General features: G+C 47.2%; 13 protein-coding genes. 5 read left to right on the top strand and 8 right to left on the bottom strand.

The genetic code is table 11. The annotated features are described in order from the left end of the window. Nucleotides 1-97 precede the first annotated feature (97 nt). Nucleotides 98-2,218: a peptidylprolyl isomerase gene (locus GO755_RS11655; RefSeq protein WP_157584937.1), complete on the top strand. Its 2,121-nt coding sequence runs from the start codon at nt 98-100 to the stop codon at nt 2,216-2,218. Between the two features lie 142 nt (nt 2,219-2,360). On the opposite strand, the gene GO755_RS11650 is transcribed toward GO755_RS11655, so the two are convergent. After that, the gene (locus GO755_RS11650) at nt 2,361-3,290 is read right to left on the bottom strand and encodes an RraA family protein (RefSeq protein ID WP_157584936.1); all 930 of its coding nucleotides are present in this window, start codon (nt 3,288-3,290) and stop codon (nt 2,361-2,363) included. 126 nt (nt 3,291-3,416) lie between these two features. Beyond that, a complete protein-coding gene (locus tag GO755_RS11645) occupies nt 3,417-4,355 on the bottom strand; it encodes an RraA family protein (protein ID WP_157584935.1) in 939 nt (312 codons plus the stop codon). Nucleotides 4,356-4,621: 266 nt separating this feature from the next. Here GO755_RS11645 and GO755_RS11640 point away from each other — a divergent pair, with 266 nt between their 5' ends. Then, a complete protein-coding gene (locus GO755_RS11640; protein WP_157584934.1) occupies nt 4,622-6,046 on the top strand; it encodes a mandelate racemase/muconate lactonizing enzyme family protein in 1,425 nt (474 codons plus the stop codon). A 44-nt stretch (nt 6,047-6,090) separates the two neighbouring features. Here the strand turns inward: GO755_RS11640 and GO755_RS11635 are convergent, their stop codons facing one another. After that, nucleotides 6,091-7,002, bottom strand: coding sequence for a TIGR01777 family oxidoreductase (locus tag GO755_RS11635; RefSeq protein ID WP_157584933.1), 912 nt, complete (start codon nt 7,000-7,002; stop codon nt 6,091-6,093). Between the two features lie 183 nt (nt 7,003-7,185). Between GO755_RS11635 and GO755_RS11630 the strand changes: the two genes are divergently transcribed. From GO755_RS11630 to GO755_RS11620, 3 genes are all read left to right on the top strand, one after another. Continuing rightward, on the top strand, nt 7,186-9,480 hold the full coding sequence (locus GO755_RS11630) for a sensor histidine kinase (protein ID WP_157584932.1): 2,295 nt from the start codon (nt 7,186-7,188) through the stop codon (nt 9,478-9,480). Between the two features lie 64 nt (nt 9,481-9,544). Beyond that, nucleotides 9,545-10,192: a response regulator transcription factor gene (locus GO755_RS11625; RefSeq protein WP_157584931.1), complete on the top strand. Its 648-nt coding sequence runs from the start codon at nt 9,545-9,547 to the stop codon at nt 10,190-10,192. A 240-nt stretch (nt 10,193-10,432) separates the two neighbouring features. Next, nucleotides 10,433-11,194, top strand: a complete 762-nt coding sequence (locus tag GO755_RS11620; protein ID WP_157584930.1) for a DUF3575 domain-containing protein — start codon at nt 10,433-10,435, stop codon at nt 11,192-11,194. 24 nt (nt 11,195-11,218) lie between these two features. On the opposite strand, the gene GO755_RS11615 is transcribed toward GO755_RS11620, so the two are convergent. The 5 genes from GO755_RS11615 to GO755_RS11595 form a co-directional block, all read right to left on the bottom strand. After that, on the bottom strand, nt 11,219-11,773 hold the full coding sequence (locus GO755_RS11615; RefSeq protein ID WP_157584929.1) for a hypothetical protein: 555 nt from the start codon (nt 11,771-11,773) through the stop codon (nt 11,219-11,221). An 84-nt stretch (nt 11,774-11,857) separates the two neighbouring features. Beyond that, complete coding sequence (rimK, locus tag GO755_RS11610; RefSeq protein ID WP_157584928.1) at nt 11,858-12,766, bottom strand: 30S ribosomal protein S6--L-glutamate ligase; 909 nt, start codon at nt 12,764-12,766, stop codon at nt 11,858-11,860. A gap of 72 nt (nt 12,767-12,838) precedes the next feature. After that, complete coding sequence (locus GO755_RS11605) at nt 12,839-13,303, bottom strand: ATP-dependent zinc protease family protein (protein ID WP_227686932.1); 465 nt, start codon at nt 13,301-13,303, stop codon at nt 12,839-12,841. 109 nt (nt 13,304-13,412) lie between these two features. Next, nucleotides 13,413-14,531 (bottom strand): DNA polymerase III subunit delta', encoded by a 1,119-nt coding sequence (gene holB / locus GO755_RS11600; RefSeq protein WP_157584927.1) that lies wholly within the window; start codon nt 14,529-14,531, stop codon nt 13,413-13,415. Between the two features lie 44 nt (nt 14,532-14,575). After that, nucleotides 14,576-15,793, bottom strand: coding sequence for a GlmU family protein (locus GO755_RS11595; RefSeq protein ID WP_157584926.1), 1,218 nt, complete (start codon nt 15,791-15,793; stop codon nt 14,576-14,578). Nucleotides 15,794-15,871 lie beyond the last annotated feature (78 nt).

Here is a 15,871-nt window from a genome sequence, read left to right as displayed (position 1 = left end):
CAACTCCTCAGTTTTGGGGATAGATATACAGTTACTACTTGTATTCCAACGGGGAAAATTGTTATTTTGCGGGCTAATATTGACTGTTAAAAGCGAGATGTCTGTCATTAATAAGATCAGAGAACGTTCAGGGCTGGCTGTAGGTGTTATCGCCGTTAGTTTGATCCTGTTCATTGTGGGTGGAGATTTGCTCGGCGGCCGTAGTTTGCTGTTCGGTGGCGATCAACAAAAAGTCGGGGAAATTGCCGGACAATCCATTGATTATCAAGAGTTCAATGCGAAAATAGACGAACTCCGGGCCCAATACGAACAACAAACGGGCCGCGCTCCTGGCGATCAGGAAATGGGCCAGGTTCGGGAACAAGCCTGGAATCAGATGATTTTCGAAATTGCCTACCAGAAAGAATTCGACAAGCTTGGTCTTCAGGTTTCGCCTGAAGAACTCGTTGATATGGTGCAGGGTAATAATATCAGCCCCGCCGTTCGTCAGGCATTTACGAATCCTCAAACGGGTGTTTTCGACAAGAGCTCAATTATCAGCTACCTGAAAGGCTTGAAAAATCTGCCAGTACAACAGCAGGCTGCCTGGGCTAGCTTCGAGAAAAATTTAAGCTCGAATCGTCTGCGTGATAAATACGAAGGACTGATACGGATGTCGGTATTCGCAACAACTGCCGAAGCGCAGAAGGAATATCAGGCCCAGAACTCGAAAGCGAATGTGAAATTCCTGTTCGTCCCCTACTATACCATCAACGATACAACCGTTAAGGTAACGGACTCACAGTTGCAGGATTACCTCAGCAAGCACAAGGATGAGTATCCTGGTACTGACAGCCGTTCGATTCAGTACGTAACCTTCTCGGTTGCACCCTCTAAAGAAGACAGTGCAACCTTGTACAATGACATTAAATCATTGGCACGTGGATTAGGTGCAGCCTCTAACGACTCGACTTTTGCACAACAAAACAGCGACGTGCGTGTTCCGCTCTACCTGACAGCGGGCGAAATGCCAGAACAACTTCGGGCGGCTATCCCAACCTTTACGCCGGGTGGTATTTATGGTCCCTTCCGCGAAAACAATACGTATTTCATCTACAAATACGGCGGCACAAAGAAAGACACCAGCTTTACGGCTCGCGCCAGTCACATTCTGATTCAGACGAAAGGCCTGGCCGATTCGGCGAAAGCAGAAGCCCGTCGTAAGGCAGAAGGTATTCTGAAGCAAATTCAGGGTGGTGCTAGTTTTGAAGCGCTGGCACAGGCTAACAGCCAGGATGGTTCTGCTCAGGCGGGTGGTGACCTCGGGTATTTCAAAAACAATGGTCAGATGGTGAAGCCATTTGAATCAGCTGTGTTTGGTGCTACTTCGGCAGGCTTGATTCCTCATCTGGTTGAAACCGAGTTTGGCTATCACATCCTTAAGGTAACGCAGCCTAAAACCAATATCCTCTATCGTATAGCGGCCATTGGCAAAACGATTGCTCCAAGCCAGACAACTCGTGATGAAGCTTTGCGCAAAGCCGATGAGTTCGCGTCGACTGTGCACAGTAAAGAGGAGTTTGATGCTAAAGTGAAAGAAGATAAATCACTGGTAGTTGCTACTGCTGATCGTATTCCAGAAGGGGCTGCTCAGATTAATGCGCTATCGGGTTCTGAAGTGCGGCAAGTTGTTCGGTGGGCGTTCAACGACAAAACCGACCTTAATTCTGTTTCAGAACCGTTTGAAATAGGCGATCAGTATGTAATTGCTGTGTTGACTAATAAAACGGAAAAAGACAAAGTAGAAGTTAGCGATTACCGCAATGAATTGACTACTAAAGTTCGTAACGAACTGAAAGGTGAGCAGATCATTGGCAAATTAGGTAATGCCAGTGGCACGCTTGAGAGCATCGCGGAGAAATATGGTTCAGGTGCTCTGGTTGAACTGGCCGACGATATTAATCTGGCTACCGGCTTCCTGCGTAGCGCAGGTGTTGATCCAGTAGCACTTGGCAAAGCCTTTGGTTTGAAACCCGGCAAACGGTCGAAACCATTCGCCGGTGAAAGTGGCGTGTTGATTATGGAAACAGCTTCATTAACACCCGCTCCTGCCATTGCTGACTATACAATGTACAAAACCCAGCTTCAGCAAAACAACACCTCGCGTGTAGGTTTCTACATCAATGAGGCTATTAAAGATGCTTCCAAAGTAGAAGATCGCCGGGCGAAGTTTTATTAGAAATTAAGAATTGATTTATAGTAAAAAGGCTCCCGCTTTTCAGCGGGAGCCTTTTTAGTTTATATAGCGCGGACATCTTGTCCAGATAGCCTTAATCTGATTTTTATATCTGCTATGCGGACAGAATGTCCGCGCTACTAAATCACCAGGTTCGCTTGCTCATCACTTTATCAAGTTCAGGCCGGGTCATAGTACCTAACTCTGGATGCTGTCCAAGCCATTTCAGAAAATCGGTTTTAATTTCGTCGGTCCATTGACTATCGATTTGGCCAGTGGTGTATTTCCCGGATTTAACGGTTTCAAAGCCAAACTGATCCTTACGAGTCACAAATTCGGCAGTGCTAACAACCTGTTCGGCCATGTGGGCGGGGACAAAAAGAACGCCTTCTCGTTGAGCGATCACCAGATCGCCGGGTAGTACCATTACATTGCCAATGCGAATTGGGGTATTTAGTCCCATCAGCACCATTTCTTCGAGGAAGGACGGGTGAAAATCCCGGACAAAGGCATTGAATCCTTTGATATTCTCTAACTCCTGCAAATCTCTGGCAGCACCGTTGAATACAACTCCATTGCCTGTTTTACTGAAAATGGCATTGCCTAAGGTTGCTCCAACTAAGGTTCCGCCACCAATCTTACCAAATCCGTCGGCTACATACACATCGCCTTTGGTCAGGGTTTCTATCGGCCAGGTATTCGTATTGCCCTTTCGTCCCTGTTTGGTAATGCCACGTTCCTTGATTGTCTTCTCTACATCCGGTCGGCTAGGCATAAACATAGCCGTCACGGCACGACCAGTTACGTGTACGTCATTATGAATCAGTTTCCAGTTGCCTTCAAACTGATTGGTGTAACCTTCGTTTTTTAAAACGGTCCAGGCATCATCAAGCCCAATATGCTTAGCCCGTTCCACTAAATTATCTGAAATTTTGGGGCGACCATCCAGAAAACGCTCACCTTTCCACTCGGATGTTAAAAAGACCAACTCGTCTTTGGGGATTGTTTGCGCAAGCGAAATGCCTGTAACGAAAAGAGCTAATGTTAATGTGAAGACAGCGTACTTACTATTCATTAGGTTGAAATTTGGTTAATAAGTGGTTTAAACGCAGGGTGAGCAAAGATAAACGCAGAGGATGCAGAGGTTTTCTCTGTGCTCTCTGCGTTTATCTCTGCATCCTCTGCGTTTAAAAATAATAGCTTAATGGCCTTCTTTTGCCAAGTAGGCATCTACATCTTTTTGAGTGATCGCTAATTTCTTAGGATACTTACCAACCCAGGTTCTGAATTCACCTTTGATTTTCTCTGACCAATCGCCGTGGATTTCGCCCGATGGATATTTGCCTTGTTGTAAGAGCACTCGCTCAAATTCGTCACGCAGTGCAGTCATTTCAGAAGCTGACACTAATCCCTCAACAAGGTGAGCTGGAATAAATACCGTCCCATATTCGTTGGCAAATACCGCGTCGCCGGGTAATACGGTCACCTCGCCAATACGAATGGGCGCATTAATAGACGTTGGCGTCATGTCTTTGATGTAAGAAGGATCATGGCCTTTTACCCAGGCATTGAAGCCCTTTGTATCCTTTAACTCCTGCATATCCCGGACAGATCCGTAAAAGACGACGCCTTTCCCGGTTTTCCCGTAAATAGCATTCCCCAGACTCGACCCAATCAGCGTACCGTCTTTAATCTTTCCGTAACCATCAGCTACATAAATATCGCCTTTAGTCAGGATGTCAATTGGCCAGATGTTGATACCTCCTTTTTGAGAACGGCCTTCAGCTTTACCCTGTGCTCTGACCAGACTATCAAGATCGGGACGGGTGGGCATGAACTGGGCTGTTACGGCGCGTCCGGTCATTGTTTCGCCGGGCTTGAGAATGACCCAGTCTTTTTCGACCTGATTCCGGTAGCCTTTTTTGCCTAAATAGCCCCAAATCTGCTCCAGCGTGCAATTCTGTAAACGTTCCAGAACGATATCTGGAATCTTCGGACGACCATCAGGAAAGCGTTCTCCTTTCCAGTTTGAGGTTAAGGCCGTTATGTATTCGGGCGATGAACCGATCCGTTGCGCCTGGGCGAAAAAGCTCACCGAAAGGGTGATGATTGTCAATAGGACGAATGTTCGTTTTGTCATTGCTTTAGGTAGAGTTGACTAGTCAATCAAACTAATTCCGTTGCGTAAGTAGAATCAGTTTCGATACTGAGAAAAGATGAGTTTAAGAGGAATTCTAAATCAAAAAGACTACAGCATAAGTAAAATACTGGCATTAGCCTACTTATATACATCCTGAACTAGCATACTGGATCGCATTATACGGTAGTTCACATTTGTCAGGAAATAGCATTCGAGTTATTTCTAAAATTCTGTACAGAATAGCCTTAAACCCCTCAAGTTTTGCCATGAAAGACATTTTCTCCCGGTTGTCTTCTCCCGACAACTCCTCCGACCGCCGTGATTTTTTCCGTAAAGCAGGATTAGGCGGCCTTTCACTCGGTCTTATGTTCGATAAATCGCCAGAGCAGGAATTGGAGTTTATTACCCAGAAAGTGAGCCGTTTTGCCAAGCCATCAGAGCTGAAAATTACGGATATGCGGGTAGCCATTCTGCAAGGTGTGCCCTTTAGCAGCCCGATTATTCGAATTGATACCAATCAGGGCCTTGTTGGCTGGGGTGAAGTGCGCGACGGAGCCAGTGCCAACTACGCACTCATGTTAAAAAGCCGGATTCTGGGAAAGAATCCTTGTAACGTAGAGCAAATATTCAAACAGATTAAGCAGTTTGGCGGCCAAAGCCGAGCAGCTGGGGGCGTCTGTGGTGTTGAAATGGCGCTTTGGGATCTGGCGGGAAAAGCCTACAATGTACCTGCCTATCAGCTACTTGGTGGCAAATACCGTGACTTCGTTCGGCTGTATGCCGACACGCCGGAAGCTGATACCTACGAAGGTTTTGCCGAGAATATGAAAAAGCGCCGGGATCAAGGCTATACATTCCTGAAAATGGATTTCGGGATTGGTATGCTGGCCGATCAGCCAGGTATGCTGGTGAATGCCAATAACTGGAGTGTAAAACGACAATGGAATGATTCAGAACCTGGCAAACTAGGCAACTACGCTAACACAAAACACCCATTTACACGAATTCAGGTCACGAAAAAAGGGTTAGATCGACTGGTCGAACACGTTGGTAAAGTGCGCGAGATTGTCGGCTACGATACGCCTTTAGCCGCTGACCACTTCGGGCACTTCGACGTAAATACGGCCATTCAAATTGGTAAGGCGATGGAGCCTTTCCGACTCGCATGGCTCGAAGACCTTGTCCCCTGGTTCTATACCGATCAATGGAAGCAGATTTCAGATGCTATTGACACACCAACACTGACCGGTGAAGATATCTATCTGAAAGAAGGCTTTATCAAACTTATTGATGCCAAAGCCATTGATATGATTCACCCCGATCTGGCAACGTCAGGTGGCTTATTAGAGACCAAGAAAATTGGCGATTATGCCGAAGAAAAGGGTATTCCAATGGCTATGCACTTTGCTGGATCGCCCATTTCGATGATGGCGAACGTGCATTGCGCAGCTGCTACGGAGAATTTTGTGGCCCTGGAACATCACGGTGTCGACGTGACCGGTTGGGAAGATCTGATTACCGGGATGAAGCCTATCGTTGAAAAAGGGTTTGTTCGGGTTCCAGAAAAGCCAGGCCTCGGTGTCGAATTGAATGAGGAAGTCGCCAAGAAATTCCTCAAGAAAGGAGGAACCTGGTTTGCGCCCACCGACGTGTGGAATACGAAGGATTCTGCTGACCGGGAGTGGAGTTAGGTGATAGTAAAGAAGCGCGGGTCTCCACCCGCGCTTCTTTACTATCATTTCAACAAATCCTCCAATGCCTTATTCAAATCAGTATACTTATAGGAAAACGTTGTCTCTTCGGCAATGCGTTTATTTAGCACATAATTGCCACCAGTGACAACAATAGCCATTTCACCGTACAAAAGCTTAATAGCGAAAGCTGGAATCGTTGGTAAAATCGTAGGGCGATGCAGCACCTGAGCAATTGCCCGCGTTAACGTTTCGTTCGTAACAGGATTGGGGGCAACGGCGTTGTAAGATCCCTGCCACGACTTATCGGTCAGCGCCTGAATGTACATTCGACAGAGATCGTCGAGGTGAATCCACGACATATATTGCTGACCGGAGCCAATGGGTGCGCCGACACCCAATCGAATAGGTTGAACTAATTTAGGTAACGCACCACCGTCCATTGTCAACACGATACCTGTCCGCATTTTCACCGTGCGAATGCCTAGGGCGGCAATCTGCTCTTCTGAACGTTCCCACGCCCGCACCACCTGCGCCATAAAGTCGGTGCCTCCTACACTGGTTTCTGTCAGCGGTCGGTCGCCGGTATCAGCACCATAATACCCAATGGCCGATGCGCCGATAAACGACTTTACATGATGATCCGTTTCCTCTAATGTCTGAGCCAGCAATTCGGTCGATTGCGTGCGACTGTTCAAAATTTCATCTTTGCGTTCGTCAGTCCAACGTGCATCAGCAATGCCTTCTCCGGCGAGGTGAATAATATAATCGGCAGTAGTAATAGCCTGTGGATCAATATGCCCTTTTGCTATATCCCATTGATAAACACGTACATCGGGGATAGTCTTTGGCGACCTGCTTAGAAGCGATACCTGATAACCTTCCTGTTGGAGCAACTGAGTTAGGCGACGACCGATAGAGCCGGTGCCACCTGTAATCAAAACCGTTTGATTCATACGTTTTAAGCTGGTGGGTATAGGTTTATAACGAACTAAACAGACAGGTTGTTTGCGACAATAGCTTGAGGCATTCCCGAATTCTGAACTTATTTAGTCCATTTGATCAATAGTATTAAATGTGTTCCCCTCGGGCGACTATTTTTACGTATATAGGCTATATGTGACTAAACGGAACTCATTATGATTATCCGGAAACTTATTGGCTCATTAATATTGCTGCTGCTGGCATATGGTGTCGGTCAGGCGCGTACCTATACCGAAGCCGAAGGGCGGGCAGAATGGGCTCGACTCCAGCGTCAATCTCTTACCGAATCCACATTCCGGCAAACCTGCGACCTAATTCAGGACATGGGTCAGACAAATCTGCCGTTGGCGTACGAGTGGCTGGCTCAATACGTGCCGAAAGTGCAAAAAACAGGCAATCGAACCTGGATTCACATTATACTCATTAATTGGGGCAAGAGCTATGAGTCACTTAGCCATTATGCCGAAGCTGAGCCACTGTTTCGACAGGCTCGCCAGAATGCCCGCTCAATACCTAAACTTTATGGCCAGGCTATTGCGTATACTGTTCAACTATATTTGGATTGGAGTAAGCCTGATTCTCTGGCCCATTACCTGGCTCTTGGCGAACAAGTGGCTAAAGCTATAAATGATCGCGAGACGCTGTCGTTTATGTATACATTTCGGGCGTTGTCGAAAGCTCGACAGGGTAAATCCGAAGCTATGCGCCCTGATTTTGATGAAGCCATCCGGTTAGCTTCGAATCTGCCAGACAAGAATGCTTTGTTTATGGCTCGTTTCAACCGAACTCAACATTATCTGACTAACCCCAATGATCAGATTATGGCGTTCGATAGTCTACTTTCCCTCGCTAATGACAGTACGCTAATTCGGAAACCCCGCTTCTACGAGCGAACCACTGTTTATTTCCGCAATCCGCGCCCAACGATCTTATACATTCTGGTACAGCTTAACCTATTATTGACCGATTATGACAATGCGGGAAAGTTTGCAGATCTGGTCTATGACGATATAGTACGGCCTAATCCTAAAGGTCCTTTCGTACCCTATATCAACGCCGAAATGGCGTTTGTAAAGAGTTACCAGGGTCAGTTTGACAAAGCCCAGGCCTTTCTGGATACGAGTCGACAGCAGTTTGGTGTGCCCGAGTTCCAGATTCCCTACACAAGCTATTTTCTGGCAGCAGGTATGCTGGCCGATCATGAGAAAAATTTTGCAAAAGCGGCCGATTACTACAAGAAATCGCTCACTAAGGGAAATACTGCAAGTGCGTTTTCGATACTGCCTCCTGAGTTATTTTATGCTCATGCTTTGCTCAAAATGGGACAGTACACTGAGGTACAGCGATTATTAGCTGTATTTGATCAAAATATAACTGCTAGTCGATACACCTCTATAGGGTTGTATTATTATCAGGCCTTAGCTGATCTGCACAAAGCGCAGGGAGATTATAATAAATATGGGCAAGCCTTAGATGCTTACTATACTATCCGGGATTCACTCACCAGTCTGAACCAATATCGGGCCGTGCAACAGATTCTGGCTCGCGTGCGCATCCGCGATAAAGAAGAGCAAATCAACCGCCTGAATGCCGAAAATGCATCTCGTGAACGGCAGCTCCAACGCGAACGACTGTTCTATGGAGTCATCATTGCCCTGGCGTTGCTGGCTATTGGGTTGTTGGCGCTGTATGTCCGGAACAGGCAGGTTCGCGCCCGCCAGCGCGAGGCTTTGCAACAGAGTCAACTTGAGCAACTTGAAAAACAACGACAAATCGACCTGATGCACGGCGTTATGCAGGCAGAAGAAAATGAACGCCTGACCATTGCCGATCAACTTCATAATGAAGTAAATCCATTACTGGCAGTGGTATTGCTCAATGTATCATCGGCGCTGGAAACGGTAGAAACTGATACGCCTACCGGCCCCAAGCTTCGGAAAGCACAGGACGTACTGGCTTCTGTGACCAGCACTGTACGTGGGATTAGCCATCGTCTGACTCCGCAGCTCATTGAACAACAAGGGTTCAAGCGGGCTGTTGAGGAATTAGCGGAGAGTATTAACCTGTCAGAAAAAGTTAAAATTCAGACGATTGTTGTTGGATTCGAGGATTCACTACCATTACCGTTTCTGAGCGATCTCTACCGAATTGTGCAGGAATTAGTGCATAATGTTATCCGGCATGCACAAGCTACCGAAGCTACCATTGAGGTTATTGAACACGATCAGCACATAACGATTCTAGTAGAAGACAACGGTGTAGGTATGCCAGCTGATACGGTGGGCGACGGACAGGGATTGCAGACAATCCGAACTAAAGTAGCGCTTCGTCACGGGCAGATGGACGTACAGCGCAAAGCCGAGGGTGGAACACTGGTCGTTATTGACAACCTCGAAGTACCTAAACGAATCGCCGAAGAACATTCGCCCGCAGCATCGAAAATTAGTTAGAGATAACTATTTCAGGCGAACGTTGTGGATAAGAATTTTAAGGCATTAACTGTCGACTTTCCTTATGCGCCTTCTCCTTGCCGATGACCATCCTCTTTTGCTCGACGGACTGCGAAGTGTACTGTCCGACCTGCCCGACACCGATCTGCTTCCGTCTGTTACAAACGGTCATCAACTGCTAGACTATCTGCATCTGCATCCGGTCGATATGGTTTTGTTAGACCTGAATATGCCGAAAACCGACGGTCTGACGGCTCTTAAGCAGATTCGCCGGGATTTCCCCACTGTGAAAGTCATTGTCTTCACGAGCTATAATCAGCCCCAGCGAATTCGGGAGGTGCAGGCGCTGGGTGCGATGGGTTACCTGCTCAAGTCTACCGATGCGCCAACCCTCAAAACCGCGGTGCAGCAGGTGCGATCAGGGAAGCCCTGGTTTCCGACGTTACAGCCCACCATAGAATCGTCCAATCATCCTTCTGCCGATACAACTAGTTCGCCGAGCGATGCCTTCATGCGCAAATACCAGCTTACAAAGCGTGAGGTAGAAATTATTCAACAGATTAGCAACGGAGTAACAACCAAACAGATTGCCGATGCACTCGCTGTCAGTGAGTTCACGATCAATGCACATCGGCGTAACATTGCTCGTAAACTCGGAATCGACACGCCTGTTGGCCTGGTCAATTTTGCTCGTGAGCAAGGATTGGTATAAAATAGGGAGAAATTATCCCAAAAATCGTTAGCACTAACTATTTCACCACGGGGCATGGAAGGCGAGTTTTGTTGAGCAAATCAACGTCTACACTCGCCTTATGAAATTCACTTCCAGCTATTGTTTATCACAATTACCCTGCAAACTCAATCAGGATAGATTGGTGTAGGTGCATGCCATGTCCGGCCAATTTTGCGAATAACCCATAATTAACTGTTCACTTTATAATCAAGCAACCGTATGAAAAATCAATCGTTTTTTCTGTTGACTTTGCTATTGATCGGCCTTTACCTTCCATCTACACAGGCACAGGTACTCACCAATCGAACGGTCGTTAAACTTAACTTGTCGGGTGTGGTCATTAATAGTTATACCCTGCAAGTTGAGCGCGTCTTGAATCGACATAGCTCTATTACACTGTCGGGTAGTTATACGCCTAATAATACACCTGTACCCTTTAAGGATGCGCTTCTGAATCAGTATGGCGATAATCAGGATGCTAAGCGGGCTATTGAAACAACTCTGTTTAATAAGAAGATCGGTACACTCGAATACCGTTTCTATCTGGCGGGTCATGCACCTACAGGCTGGTATCTGGCTCCGTTTGTTCGCTATGCCAGTATGGATATCAGCAATGATTATACGTATACACCCAGCGATGGCATTCTGCACCATGCTCACCTGAATGCTAGTTTCAGTGGCGGTGGAGCTGGCGTTCTGCTTGGTTATCAGTGGCTGTTTGGCAAACACATTGGCCTCGACCTATGGTTGTTGGGCCCTTTCTATGGCACACAGGTAAAATCTACGTTCACGGGCGAAGATCCCCTCTGGCCCAGCCTGAAACCTGCCGACATTATTAAGCTGAAAAACGACATTGACAATACAAAGTTGCCGCTCTATACAGTACAGTCATCCCTGAACCTGCCAACGATTACAGCAACGTTAAATGGCCCCTATTACGGAGTTCGTGCCTTCGGGTTGGCGTTTGCCTATAGCTTCTAAAGATGAAATACTGAAATGATAGACTCACACGAGCCACTCTTTTGGCAGACCTAATATTCGGGCGTAGTGCGCTGAAGCAGTATTGTTGACCCAGCCAAGTAGTTTATTAATCTCGTCGGCAAACTCGATGTGGTAATCCGGATCGAGTTTGCTGGCTTTTTTTACTACCTGATCAGTACGTTTCGCAATGTATTCAGCGGCTTTGTCGGTGCGTGAATTGTACTTCTGAAGCAGGTGGGCGTTGTTGTCGTAAAATGTATTGAGCATGTAAAGCATTAGTTCTACCTCACCGTACTTGTCTTTTGTCACTTTCAAATGGCGGCTGATGTAACCGCTTACTGTACGCATATCCATCATTAGCCAACCTGCTGTATCGGCGTGAAGTTTTGCCGTTCGGTCAATAAACTCCCGAATCAGGCTACGCCGTTCGTCTATCATTTTGCCCTCTTCTACCAGCTCGAATTGAAGTCGTTCGGTCAGTACAGCATCTTTGGCAACTAAACGAAGTAGCAATTTATCTTTTTCCATCCCCGACATTCGGACAATGGCTTTTTTCAAATCAGGGTCGAGAGCAGGCATTTTTAATGATGAATTATAAATGATGAATGATGAATGCGGTTTCGAGTGGCTAAGTTAATTCATCATTCATCATTCATCATTAACCTACACGCCCACCGTGTCGCCTTCGTCGGCGCGAATTTTGTCTTCAATATAAGCAATGATTTGGGTGGCGATGTCGATTCCTGTTGCCGTTTCGATCCCTTCCAGCCCTGGCGATGAGTTGACTTCCAATACTAACGGACCGCGATCTGAGGGAAGCATATCGACTCCGGCTACTTTCAGGCCGAGGGCGCGGGCAGCATCTATCGCCGTTTTTTCTTCATTGGGGGTAAGTTCTACTGCAACAGCATTACCACCCCGATGGATATTCGAGCGAAAATCGCCCTCAACGCCTTGCCGTCGCATGGCACCCACTACGCGACCGCCAATAACAATCGCCCGGATGTCGGCCCCCTTAGATTCGGCGATGAACTCCTGAACCAATACGTTCTTTTTCAGGCCATAAAACGCTTCGATCGTCGACTTGGCAGCTTTGGTCGTTTCGGCCAGTACAACACCAATACCCTGCGTTCCTTCCAATAGTTTAATCACCACAGGCGGACCACCAACGAGATTGATGAGCTGAGTAATGTCGCCATTTTTAGGATGATTGGCAAAAACTGTTTTGGGTAGACCAACACCTGCTTTTGAGAGGACCTGCAAACTCCGTAGCTTGTTTCGCGAGCGCATAATAGCCTGCGATTTAGCCGTCGTGAAAACACCCATCATCTCAAACTGCCGGACAACGGCACACCCATAGTCGGTTACGGAGGCTCCAATGCGAGGCACAACCGCATCGAGCGAGCCCAGCTCCTGGCCTTCATAAAGTATCGAAGGCTTTCCGCCCTCAATCATGACCTGGCTGTTCAAATGATTGACCACAAGACCCTCATGGCCGCGCTGATGGGCGGCTTCCAGAAGTCGTTGGGTAGAATATAAATCAGGCTTAGCCGATAAAATGGCAATACGCATAAAAGTGGTTCGCCGATAGTCGGCAGTCGATAGGCGTGGTCAGTAAAAGCGAATAATTCGTTTTACTAACTACTATTGACTGTTAACCAGCGACTTTTTTTTCTGATACGATAAATTTTTCTGTGAAACGTCTACGATAAAGCGGTTACGGAGTAGCTTACGACCTAGCAGAACTGGGTTTTTGAGGTTTTCACGGTCGGCAAGTGTAAACTCCGCCCGAATGGTGCGTCCGAATAAGATGATGCGGGTTTTAATAACATACCGTTTTTCGGCTACGCCAAACGAGTTGCGAATCATGCGCTGGCTGAACTGGTCGCTATAAAACGGTCGTGCATCCTCACCGGTTTTGTCAATCAGCAAAAAACTTAAAATTCTCTTAAGTCCCGACTTTATTACCCGAACGTCTTTACAATGTAGCGCCGACGTGTAGGCTCCTGTGTCAACTTTGGCCTGAACATCAAAAAGGCTTAGGTCTGGAAAGTCGACGAGATCCGTCATGCCGATAATCTGTTTAGGCTTGGGCGTTCGGGCTTTCATTAGTCTTTAAATTGTTTCAGGTTCAATATTTAATGCTCCCTATTAGAATGTTCGGCTCCAGTCCAGCATTCTTGCACGTAACAACATGGAACATTAAATCTGAAACCTATCACGCGCGGATCAATCGACTGAATGTTAGTGACATATCCAACATAATCATTTTGGCGCGAGCGTTTCGTTCGAGGTGGTAAGTGGCTTCGTTCAGGTCGTGTACGATGTACTCGATGTGATTAATTGTCAATATTTTAGAGAAATTTTTTACGAATGCCATCTCATTATCCGGCAAACGTAGCAATTCAGCCGCTCCCTGTTGCCATAGAAACAGATCACGGTACAGGCGAATGCTATAATCCAATAGCCCTTTTTGTTTTTCCTTACTGAAACCATCGAACTGGTCGGCCTGCTTTACCAGTGAAATTAAATCCTGTCGGTAGCAAGTGCGCATCCATTCGGCAAACCAGGTATGTTGGTCTGTCGATGCCGTATCATTCTGGCTCAGTTGTAAGGCATTGGCTAGATTCCCATCGGCCAAGTAAGCCAGCCGCCGTGCAGTGGTCTCATCGAGGTTCAGCTGTTGGCGAAGATAGGTGGCCACTTCTTCATCCGTAAAAGTTCGCACGGCGACCCGTTGAGTTCGGGACAAGATAGTGATGAGTAGCTTATCGGGTTGGTTTGTAACAAGCAGAAACAGCGTCTGGGCGGGCGGCTCCTCCAATACTTTCAGCAGTGCATTGGCCGAGGTTACGTTCATCAGTTCGGGGAGCCAGATGAGCATGATTTTATACGCGCCCTCATAAGCTTTCAACGACAGTTTTTGCAGAATATTCCGGGCTTCTTCTGCGGAAATATTACCCTGCTTATTATCGGCTCCCATGGTTTCGAGCCAGTCGGGTAATGTGCGATAGGGCTGTTCAATCAGAAACTTCCGCCAGTCGACCAGGTACGCTTCTGAGTTTTTACCTTTTGCCAGATTCGCTACCGGAAAAACCATGTGTAGATCAGGATGGACGAGCTTCTGAATTTTTATGCAGGACGCACATCGTCCGCAGGCATCTTCAGGGTGCTTATCCTCACAGTTGACGTATTGGGCCAACGCCAATGCCAGCGCGAGGTTGGCACTACCTTCGGAGCCATCGAACAGCAACGCATGGGCGAGATGATTCGTCTGAACCGCCCGAAGCAGTAACTGCTTGGTTTCTTCCTGGCCAATTATTTCGGAAAATTGCATAAGTTCGTTCCCCCTTCGCTCCTGCTAGAGGAGCGAAGGGAAAGCTATAAATCGAATCGAGACGAATTGTCAAATGATCGTGTTCTCTCCAGAGAGAAGATTTCTCTCAAGATATCTTCTTCCTGCTTGTCGAACGTTTTATTACGCCGTTTGAAGGCTTCTGCGGCTACATGAAGTGCTTTATCAAGTCGATAAGTTGCAAAGCCGTCTATAGCCCCACCCCACGAAAAAGAGGATACGTGCTTTGGTTGAAATCCACTGCCAAACACGTTGGCACTAACGCCTACAACGGTGCCGGTGTTAAACATGGTACTAATGCCAGCTTTGGTAAAGTCGCCCATCATCAGTCCGCAGAAAATACGACCTGTATCTTCGAGCTGGCCAGTTGCGTAGGAATGGAGTTTAACGTTGCTATAGTCGTTTTTGAGATTCGAATTGTTCACGTTTGCGCCCAAATTGCACCATTCCCCAACGACCGAATTGCCCAGAAAACCGTCGTGTCCTTTGTTGCTATAGCCAAAGAAAATGGAGTTACCCACTTCGCCCCCAACTTTGCAGAAGGGACCAATAGTAGTATTGCTACGCATTTTTCCGCCCCAGTTTACAGTTGACTCTTCGCCAAGCGAAAATGGACCAATCACGATAGACCCTTCGCTGATCGTTGCGTCACGACCAATGTAAATAGGACCTCCTTCAGCATTTAGAATTGAGGCCCTGATGGTGGCACCTGATTCCACAAAAATGTTTTCAGGAGCGTAGCAGCGGGTGAATGGGTCGGTAATGGGCGTCGAAGTTCGTCCGGCGGTTAATCGGGCAAAGTCGGCACGAATCTGATCTCCATTGTGCACGAAAATGTCCCACAGATTATAAATGATGGTCAGCGGCTCCTCGAATGTCTGAAAATCATACTCATTGTTAACCGTGGGTGGAGTTACCAACTGGCAATTCGTTCGCACGGCCAGCACTACCCCACCCGTCGTAATAAGACCAGCACCGGGTGCTAGTGTTAAAATGGCCTCGTGCAGCGCAGTTGTTGGGCAAACAACTCCGTTGACGTACCAGTTGTCGGAGGAAGTGTTTTGAGGGAATTTGGCTTGTAGATATGGTTCCGTCAAAAACGATACTTCCTGACCAAGCACGTCGGCCCATTTTTCGGCCAGTGTCTGAATGCCAACACGGATACCTGCCACCGGTCGCGTGAAGGTGAAAGGCAGCAGCGCTGTTCGGATAACTGGGTCGTCAAATAAAATCAGGTTTGGCATTGAGTAGTCCAATGGATCAGATGGCAAATATCTAACCTTAATCGTTAAAAAGAGAATACATGAAACAGTACTTTTACC

This window comes from Spirosoma arboris (assembly GCF_009754945.1).
Classification (GTDB): Bacteria; Bacteroidota; Bacteroidia; order Cytophagales; family Spirosomataceae; genus Spirosoma; species Spirosoma arboris.
This window is presented reverse-complemented; position numbering and strand designations above follow the sequence as displayed.